Here is an 8,629-nt window from a genome sequence, read left to right on the forward strand (position 1 = left end):
TTTCCTCACGCCAGCAAGCGCAACGCTCCATTTTGGCAGGAGAAGTCTTTCTAAATGGGGTGCGGGCGGAAAAGCCTGGAACCTGGGTGAGCGGGGATCCAGCGGTGCAAGTCCAGTCTGGGCCTGCTTTTGTCTCACGGGGGGGAGAAAAGCTACAGGGGGCGCTGCAAACTTTTCCTGTTCAGGTGCAGGGTCGTATTTGTTTGGATGCGGGCATTTCCACAGGAGGTTTTACAGACTGCTTGTTGAAACGGGGAGCCCAGCGGGTCTACGGAGTGGATGTGGGCTATGGGCAACTGGCCTGGTCTTTGCGAACGGATGCGCGGGTGATCCTAAAGGAGCGGGCCAACTTGCGCCATCTGCAGCCGGAGGATCTGTACGGAAGCGAGGCACCTCCCCAGAGCTGGCCGGATTTGGCGGTGGTAGACCTGTCTTTTATTTCCCTGACTAAGGTGCTAGCTCCGCTGTGGAACCTGTTGCGTTTCCCACGGGAGGCGCTGTTGCTGGTGAAGCCCCAGTTTGAGGCGGGCCGAGACCAGGTGGGCAAAAAGGGGGTGGTACGGGATCCGGTTGTCCATGCCCGCGTGCTGGAGACGGTGATGCGCTCGGCCGTGGCCCAGGGCTGGCAGGTGCAAGGCTACACGTGGTCGCCCATCACTGGCCCTGCCGGCAATATCGAGTATTGGCTCTGGCTGGCTGAAGGAGAAGGGATCCCTCTCCCCAGCGGCAGTGCGCTACAACAGATGAGCGAGCAGGCAAGAGCGACCCTACACGGGTAGCTTGTCGATTTTGTCAATAGGTTGATGTGCTGGGTTGGGGGAGATGAGCCAAAAAATTGAAGAATTATTTCAGGAAGGGATTCGGCGCTATGAATCCGGGGAAGCGGCCAAGACGTTAATTCCCTCTTTTGAGTCGATCTGTAAGGGATCCCCAAAGGCGGCGGCGGCTTGGACGTGCTTGTCCTGGCTCTACCTTCTGGAGGGGCAGGCGGAAAAAGCTCTGAAGGCCGCCCAGACTGCTGTGAAGTTGGATCCGGTGGATGCCCAGCCCCGTGTGAATCTGACCCTAGCCATGCTGGAGCTGAAAAAAACCGGGGTACGCCAGCAGGTGGAGGCCATTAAGCAAATCTTGGCACGGGATCCCGAGCAGATTGAGGGTGTCAAATCCAACCTACAAGAGGGAGGGAACCGCCGTCCTGCTTGGCCCCACTTGAGCAAGATTTACAACTGGCTCTTTGAAGAAGATTAAGTGACCCTATTCCTGGTTTTGCAACAAGACTTTAGGAAAATCTAGTTATTTTAATCTACAACTCTTAGCGATGTTCTCATGGAGTTGGTGCTAAACTTCTTGTACCCAATAGCAATATGGGATCCATTTATCGATAGGGGTTAGCTCTCGTCGCTTCTCTTCCCCGGCCTCAGTTGATTGATGAGATTGAACTCCGGGCTGGCGCGAGATGCTTAGCTCGGCGGTGGCTGCACTTCATTACATTGCAGTGGTGTTGCACTGCCGCCGCTTCCATAGCCACTGAATCGAGTCCCGTTTTCCAACCTCACTTTTTTGACCCCTTTGACTGCAGATGGGAGGAACTTTAAGATGAACCGTCAGACCGTTTGGGTTAAGAGCGATACCCGAAACCACCAAGGCTATTTCATTCCCCAGTGTGAGTATACTTTGGTCGAGGCCGACCAAAACGGCTGGGCGCTGATCTGTGCGGACAATGCCCGCTGCTATTATGTGGATCCCGAACAACTCTGGTTTGAGGCGGGATGAGAACTGTTGCTGCCTATTCAGGGCTGCTTGACTTCGAGGGAGTTCTGTAGAAACGCGGGCTCCCCATCATACATTCTCCCCATGCCGTTGGGCAGGGGTTTTTTCATGGGATGAGGATTGGCCCGTCATGCCTGTACACAGAACGGGCTTTAGGCTGGTACCTTGGGGCTTCTTCGACCGCAACCCGACAATCAATCTAGCGGAGCCGGCCTGATACTCGACTGGAATCTGGTTCAAGTTCAACTTTCAATACAACTTTCAATACAGAGGGTCTGGTCTGTCCCAGGCCCTTTTTGACTGCCACTTAGGGAGATTCCCAGGGTTAACCCCGCTCTCGCATGGCTTCGGCCAGCAGCCGGGCCACTTCTGGTCGAGAAAACTCCGGCGGGGGCACTTCACCGCGGCGCAGCATTTCCCGCACCTTGGTACCTGAGAGGTGAATGCGCTGGTGAGGCTGGCTGGGGCTGGTCTTGGCCGTGGCCATGGTGCCGGTGACGGTGCAATAGAAAGCATGTTCAAACTTCAAGGGAATGATGCCCAGCTCCCCCGGCTGGAACTCATCGAAAATGTGTTGGGCATCGTAGGTGCCGTAGTAGTTCCCCACCCCGGCGTGATCCCGCCCCACAATGAAATGGGTACAGCCATAGTTTTTGCGAATGAGAGCATGGAAAATAGCCTCGCGGGGGCCGGCGTAGCGCATCGACGCAGGGTTGATGGCCAAGATCACCCGCTCCTTGGGGTAGTACTTTTCGATCAACACCTCGTAGCAGCGCATACGCACATCGGCGGGAATGTCGTCGCTTTTGGTAGCCCCCACCAGCGGGTGCAAAAATAGCCCGTCCACAATCTCCAAGGCACATTTTTGGATGTATTCATGGGCGCGGTGGATGGGGTTGCGGGTTTGGAAGCCTACAATGGTTCTCCAGCCTCTTTCCCGAAACAGTTGCCGCGATTGGGCCGGATCGATCTGGTAGGCCGGAAAAAGAGGGTGGGGATCCCGCTGCAGGAGGGTGACGGGGCCGGCCAAATAGACGGATCCCTGCTCGTAGAGCACCTTTACCCCTGGATGCTGCTCATCGGTGGTGCGATAAACTTGCCGGGCTTCGCGGGTTTTGTCGTAGGTAAATTTCTCCGTCAGCTCCAGTAGGCCCAGGATCTTGCCCTCGGCACTGGCCAAGGCAATCATTTGCCCCTCTTTCAGACCCGCTGCCACTTCTGAGGAGACCGGCAGGGTGACCGGCAGCGACCAAGCCAAGCCATTGGCCAGGTGCATTGTTTCCAGAACGGCCTGGTAATCTTCCCGCCCCATAAACCCCGTTAGCGGGCTGAAGCCCCCAATGGCGATCATCTCCAGATCCGATTGGGCCCGCTCGTCGAGATAGAGGATGGGGCAATGTTCGGCTTTGGAACGCAGCTCCTGCGCCTGCTCAGGCGGGGCAATGCAGTTGATCAGGGTGCCCCCGTGGGGCGGAATGGCATCACCAGAAGGGAGAGTCGATGGAGATTGGCTCATGAGAAGGGCACTGAGAACAAAGGTTATCCAATCCAATATCCAACTATCGGATCCCAGATCCCCAGAAAGTGGGGAAGAAAGCACAGGTCGGGCTGAAAGCAGGCGGGAGCAGAACAGATGGAGACCCCATCCAGGCTCACACCCTCAGGGATCCCTTCCATCCCGGTCAATCCAACAAATAGGGGGGCATGCTTTCATCGGTGGCCGATACGTTGTCGAAGATGGGCCGATTCATAATCTTCTTTTGCGCGTGCAGAGGTGAGGATTGGGGTTTGGGCTGAATGGGGGCTTGTCCTCTGGGGTTCTGTAACTCCTGGATGGTTTTGGCCCGCTCGTCCGCAACCGCTTGCAACTGCGCCAGCGCCTTTTGCAATTCGTCCCGATGGGCAGTAACCTGCTGCAATTGAGCTTGCAGGGTAGAGACTTTGTTTTGGTAGTCTTGCAAGAGTTGTTGAGCTTCGGCCAGTTGGCTTTTGAGGGCTTCCATTTCCGGCAATTCTGGGGTTGGTTCTGGGGGAGACTGAGAAGACATCGTTGTCGGCTCCTCGCCTGTGGGAGTAGACTCTGCGGAGGTGGGCTCTGAACTGGTTTTAGCACCGGCCTTGCGCCGAATTCCGCCGGAGCGGCGGGAAGTTTCCCCCGACGAAGGAAAGAGGCTACGGTCAGATCCGGTCACAAGAGCACCTCGCGTTCAACCAACTGTAGCAGCCGCTGACACACCGCCGATCCAGGCCGATAGTCCATCACCGTCAAGCCGTAGTCAAAGGCGATGCGCAAATCGCTGCTATCTGGAATAGTAACGGGTGAAAGCACATCCGCAAAAATCTGTTGCGCTTGCACATACAATTGCCCGGTATGGGATCCCGACCAAATGCCCCCCGGCAGATAGCGGTCATCCAGCATTGTCAAAATGGCGCGGGCGTGGCTGAGCTGGCCTTTCAGGGCCTCAATGTAGCGCAAGGTTACTTCCGTGCAGGAGAAATCGGCGCGGTTGAGCCGCGTCGGGATCAACACCCGCTGGGCCACCCGCAGGGCATTGGCGGTGAGAGCATTCAGTTCTCCCGGCGTATCGAGAAAGATGAAGTCGTAGTCCGGCAGCAGGGGATCCAGTTGGCGCTGCAACAGATCCTGACCCGTCTCTCCGGCAGCAGCCAGTTGGGCCGCCACTTCCGCCATGGTGCTGTGGGAGGGCGCCACATCTACCCCCTTGTCGGTGCAGTAGATCACCTCTTCCAGAGGACGTTGGTGTTGCGGGTGTAAGCTGGCCCAAACCGTTTCCGGTGCCGGCAAGGATCCGGCCTCTTCCAAGTAGAGACTGCTGGCAGTGGCCTGGGACGTGAGATCGATGAGCAGAACTCGGTATCCCCGCTGGGCCGTCAACTGAGCCGCGTGGACGCAGAGGGTGGACTTGCCGGTGCCCCCTTTGTTGTTGGTAAAGGCCAGGATGCGCGCCATCAGCTCTCCCTGCATTCTGTCTTGCCAACTTGTTCCCCTTTCCGAGCAGCCCGGCCAGATCCGACAGGACAGCCGTTTAGGTGGCCCCGCAGCAGTCTATGCTATTGGGTGTAGCCTGGTGGAGGACAACCATGCGCGATGTACTGGCGATCATCTTGGGAGGTGGGCGTGGCACCCGACTTTATCCCCTGACCAAGCGCCGCGCTAAACCCGCTGTGCCCCTGGCCGGCAAATACCGCCTCATCGACATCCCGGTCAGCAACTGCATCAACTCCGACATCGAAAAAATCTACGTCCTCACCCAGTTCAACTCTGCCTCTCTGAACCGCCACATCGTCAACACCTACCGCTTGTCTCCCTTTACAGGCGGCTTTGTGGACGTTTTGGCGGCCCAACAAACCCCTGACAATCCCGATTGGTTCCAAGGCACCGCCGATGCCGTTCGCCAATACCTCTGGCTGATGGACTCCTGGAAGCCGCGGGACTTCCTCATCCTATCTGGGGATCACCTCTACCGCATGGACTACCGCCCCTTCATCCAGCATCACCGGCAGGTTGGGGCCGATGTGACGCTGGCGGTGCTCCCCTGTGAAGAAAAAGTGGCCTCGGGTTTTGGCTTGCTCAAGCTTGGCGAGAACGGTTGCATCGTCGATTTCAAGGAAAAGCCAATAGGAGATCTGCTGAAAGCCTGTCAGGTGGACACCCAAGCCCTCGGCCTCAGCCCGGAAGAAGCCAAAGCCAAGCCCTACATCGCCTCCATGGGCATCTATGTATTCAAGCGAGAAGCTCTGATCGAGATGCTCAAAGTCAAGGAGCACACCGACTTTGGCAAAGAGGTGCTGCCGGCAGCCATCGGCAAGTACCATCTGCAAGCCTACCTCTTCAAGGGTTACTGGGAAGACATCGGCACCATCGAGGCTTTTTACCGGGCCAACCTGGCACTGGTGCAGCAGCCCAACCCGCCCTTCAGCTTCTTCGACAGCGAAATGCCCATCTACACCCGCCCGCGCTTTTTGCCCCCCAACAAAATCCTCGACTCCCAGATCGTCAACTCCATGATCGCCGATGGCTGCATCATCAAAAACGCCCAAATTCGCAACTCCATCATCGGCATTCGCAGCCGCTTGGAGGCCAACACCATCATCGAAAACACCCTGGTGATGGGAGCCGATTACTACGAGTCGGCAGAAGAGCGGCAGGCCAGGCTGGAGGAAGGGATCCCACCGGTGGGCATCGGGGCCAACTCTCACATTGTCAACGCCATCGTGGATAAGAATGCCCGCATTGGGCGCAATGTCCGCATCCTCAACAAGGATCACGTCACCGAAGCGCAGCGGGAAGAGGAAGGGATCTGGATCAGCAACGGCATCGTCACCATCATCAAAGACTCGGTGATCCCGGACAACACCATCATTTGAGGGGGAAACAGGCCGGCCCTGGCCGAGAAGGGGGCAGGATGGGGCTGACAGGCCCTTGCGCAGAAACGGCGAGGCTTTTTCTGTTAAGATGGATACCAAGAGCTTTAAAACAAAAGACTGTGAGATCGCTGGAGTGTGTTTAGTAGAACTTCGCCCATTGCCACTTTGGAAGTTTACGATCCGCAATTTATCTGCCGCTATTACCGCTGGCGCCTGCCCCAAGTGATCGGTCGGGCGCTGGCCATTCTCTGGCCTTTCTTGTGGTTTGTCCTCTGTTTGCGCTGGGATCAGCTGTGGGGCCACACTGATCGCAATGTGGGACGGCGCTCGGTGCAGTTGCGACAGCTGCTCACCGACCTGGGGCCAACGTTCATCAAGGTGGGGCAGGCCCTCTCCACCCGCCCCGATCTGGTGCGCAAAGACTACCTAGAGGAACTCACCCAACTGCAAGATCAACTACCGCCATTTCCCTCCGAGCAAGCATTTGCCCGCATCGAATCCGAGTTGGGCCGTCCGATTGCTGAGATCTTTGCCCAGATCTCTCCAGAGCCGGTGGCCGCCGCCAGCCTGGGGCAGGTCTACAAAGCGCAGTTGCACAGCGGCGAATGGGTGGCGGTGAAGGTGCAGCGACCCCATCTGCAAGAGCAGTTGAGCCTGGATCTGTACCTGATTCGCTGGGCCTCGACATGGCTGGGCCCCTGGCTGCCCTTGAACCTGGGCAGTACTTTGACGGCGGTGGTGGATGAGTTTGGCCGCAAGCTTTTTGAAGAGATCGACTACCTGCACGAAGGGCGAAACTGCGAGCGCTTCGCCGAATACTTCCGCGACGATCCGGATGTGTACGTGCCGCGCATCTTTTGGGCCTACAGCAGCCGCCGGGTTCTGACCCTGGAGTGGATCGACGGCATCAAGCTGACGGATGTGGAGCGCATTCGAGCAGCCAACCTGGAGGTGAAACAATTGGTGCGTATCGGGGTGGTTGCTGCCCTCAAGCAATTGCTGGAATACGGCTTTTTCCACGCGGATCCCCATCCGGGCAACCTGTTCGCCCTGGCCGATGGTCGCTTGGCCTACATCGATTTCGGCATGATGGATCAGCTTACCGAGGAAATGAAGGAGTACTTGGTGGATGCTCTGGTTCACCTGGTGGATCGCGACTACAACGCCCTGATCGATGACTTTATTCATCTGGGCTTTTTGCAGTCGGATGTCGGCCGCCAAGAGCTGATCCCCGCCTTGGAAAAGGTGCTGGCAGACGTGCTGACCCAAGAGGTGGTCAACTTTAACTTCAAAACGGCCACAGATCAGTTCTCCGACTTGATGTACCGCTACCCCTTTCAGGTGCCCTCCCACTTTGCTCTGGTGATCCGCTCTTTGGTGACCCAAGAGGGAGTAGCCCTCAGCCTCTATCCCCAGTTCCGCATCGTCGGTGTGGCCTATCCCTATGTGGCCAAGCGCCTGCTGACGGATGAATCGCCGCGTATTCGCCAACGGCTGCTGCAAGTGTTGATCAAAGACGGCAAGTTCCGCTGGAACCGCCTGGAGAACCTGATTCAAATTGCCCGCAGCGATGGGGGATTGGATTGGTTACCCACCGCCCAAACGGGTTTGCGCTACCTGATGTCGGAGGAGGCCCGCGATCTGCGCCGCCAGTTGGTGCTTTCCCTCACAGAAGATGATCGCCTTCACTTTGAGGAGCTGCGGCGCCTGTGGCGGTTGATCAGCCCTGAACTTTCCCCGGCCTACCTCTGGCAGGCAACGCTGAGATCCCTACCCTCGACCGGCGATCTGCAACACACGCTTGCCGAGTTGAGGGATCAGGTGCAAGCCCATCTGGAACATCTTAGCCGCTGGCGGCCACCTCAACCCTGGTCGGATTTGCTGGCAGGAGTGGGACAGGAAAGGTAGAACGGAAGAAGATGACTCAAGTTTATTGTTATTGAGCTGGACAAAAGCGTGGCAGATCAGAAAGGTGACTTCATTGCGGGTGTAGTGACCGGCGCCCTGTTGGGAGGGATCATCGGCGGGGTCATTGGGTTTGTGCTTGCCCCTCGACTCAGAAAGGGATCCGCCGAAGGCCAACGCCGGGATCCGGATCGTCTCAACGGCACCTCGGTAGCCCCTGAACGACCGCGCCTCAGTGCTTCGGGTGAGTCGGCCATGTCCAGCGACTGGAGGAAGTGGGAAAATGAGGCAGAACGCATTGCTCAAGCCCGCCGCACTCTAGAGGCCAAGATTGCCGAGTTAAACGAGGCGATTCAGGCCATGCGCACGCAATTGCTCGTCAAGGAAACCTCTTCCAGGGCTGTTGAGGAAAAGCCTTGAGCAGGGGATCCCTGTCCATGCCAAACTAGAGGCGGCAGCGGCTTTCCTCTCTAGGTTCTGCCATCCTCTCTCGGCTGAGTTGCGATCCTGGGCCAGGTCTGCCTCTGGCGAAGGTGCTTCAGCTAGAAATCGCAGGAGCCCCGCA

At 57.5% G+C, this 8,629-nt stretch carries 9 protein-coding genes and 1 pseudogene; 7 read left to right on the top strand and 3 right to left on the bottom strand.

Annotated elements, in window-relative coordinates; genetic code table 11:
- The 4 genes and pseudogenes from NW815_RS01965 to NW815_RS01980 form a co-directional block, all read left to right on the top strand.
- The coding region (locus tag NW815_RS01965; RefSeq protein WP_414415658.1) for a TlyA family RNA methyltransferase at nt 1-779 on the top strand (779 nt) is incomplete at its 5' end.
- Nucleotides 780-822: 43 nt separating this feature from the next.
- Nucleotides 823-1,248 (top strand): hypothetical protein, encoded by a 426-nt coding sequence (locus NW815_RS01970; RefSeq protein WP_011432703.1) that lies wholly within the window; start codon nt 823-825, stop codon nt 1,246-1,248.
- Nucleotides 1,249-1,596: 348 nt separating this feature from the next.
- Nucleotides 1,597-1,773 carry a hypothetical protein gene (locus tag NW815_RS01975; RefSeq protein ID WP_414332524.1) on the top strand — a complete coding sequence of 59 codons (177 nt, stop codon included), beginning with the start codon at nt 1,597-1,599 and terminating at the stop codon, nt 1,771-1,773.
- Nucleotides 1,774-1,894: 121 nt separating this feature from the next.
- Nucleotides 1,895-1,987: pseudogene (locus NW815_RS01980) on the top strand (hypothetical protein); the annotation flags it as partial.
- 108 nt (nt 1,988-2,095) lie between these two features.
- On the opposite strand, the gene sat reads toward NW815_RS01980, so the two are convergent.
- The 3 genes from sat to NW815_RS01995 form a co-directional block, all read right to left on the bottom strand.
- On the bottom strand, nt 2,096-3,286 hold the full coding sequence (gene sat / locus NW815_RS01985; RefSeq protein WP_414343750.1) for a sulfate adenylyltransferase: 1,191 nt from the start codon (nt 3,284-3,286) through the stop codon (nt 2,096-2,098).
- 166 nt (nt 3,287-3,452) lie between these two features.
- Complete coding sequence (locus NW815_RS01990; RefSeq protein ID WP_414388056.1) at nt 3,453-3,818, bottom strand: hypothetical protein; 366 nt, start codon at nt 3,816-3,818, stop codon at nt 3,453-3,455.
- A 140-nt stretch (nt 3,819-3,958) separates the two neighbouring features.
- Nucleotides 3,959-4,741 carry a ParA family protein gene (locus NW815_RS01995; RefSeq protein ID WP_414388057.1) on the bottom strand — a complete coding sequence of 261 codons (783 nt, stop codon included), beginning with the start codon at nt 4,739-4,741 and terminating at the stop codon, nt 3,959-3,961.
- 131 nt (nt 4,742-4,872) lie between these two features.
- Between NW815_RS01995 and NW815_RS02000 the strand changes: the two genes are divergently transcribed.
- The 3 genes from NW815_RS02000 to NW815_RS02010 all read left to right on the top strand — a co-directional run bounded on the left by NW815_RS02000 (nt 4,873) and on the right by NW815_RS02010 (nt 8,484).
- A complete protein-coding gene (locus tag NW815_RS02000) occupies nt 4,873-6,159 on the top strand; it encodes a glucose-1-phosphate adenylyltransferase (RefSeq protein WP_414388059.1) in 1,287 nt (428 codons plus the stop codon).
- A gap of 135 nt (nt 6,160-6,294) precedes the next feature.
- Entirely contained in the window at nt 6,295-8,067 is a 1,773-nt protein-coding gene (locus NW815_RS02005; RefSeq protein WP_414388061.1) for an ABC1 kinase family protein, read from the top strand.
- A 48-nt stretch (nt 8,068-8,115) separates the two neighbouring features.
- On the top strand, nt 8,116-8,484 hold the full coding sequence (locus NW815_RS02010; RefSeq protein WP_011432696.1) for a hypothetical protein: 369 nt from the start codon (nt 8,116-8,118) through the stop codon (nt 8,482-8,484).
- Nucleotides 8,485-8,629: the final 145 nt, after the last annotated feature.

Source organism: Synechococcus sp. R6-7 (genome assembly GCF_047461695.1).
GTDB lineage: Bacteria > Cyanobacteriota > Cyanobacteriia > Thermostichales > Thermostichaceae > Thermostichus.

What these genes read in the sequence shown, in the direction of transcription:
- NW815_RS01970 (WP_011432703.1), top strand. Translation starts at nt 823, where the DNA reads ATGAGCCAAAAAATTGAAGAATTATTTCAGGAAGGGATTCGGCGCTAT.
- NW815_RS01975 (WP_414332524.1), top strand. Translation starts at nt 1,597, where the DNA reads ATGAACCGTCAGACCGTTTGGGTTAAGAGCGATACCCGAAACCACCAA.
- sat (WP_414343750.1), bottom strand. Translation starts at nt 3,286, where the DNA reads ATGAGCCAATCTCCATCGACTCTCCCTTCTGGTGATGCCATTCCGCCC.
- NW815_RS01990 (WP_414388056.1), bottom strand. Translation starts at nt 3,818, where the DNA reads ATGTCTTCTCAGTCTCCCCCAGAACCAACCCCAGAATTGCCGGAAATG.
- NW815_RS01995 (WP_414388057.1), bottom strand. Translation starts at nt 4,741, where the DNA reads ATGGCGCGCATCCTGGCCTTTACCAACAACAAAGGGGGCACCGGCAAG.
- NW815_RS02000 (WP_414388059.1), top strand. Translation starts at nt 4,873, where the DNA reads ATGCGCGATGTACTGGCGATCATCTTGGGAGGTGGGCGTGGCACCCGA.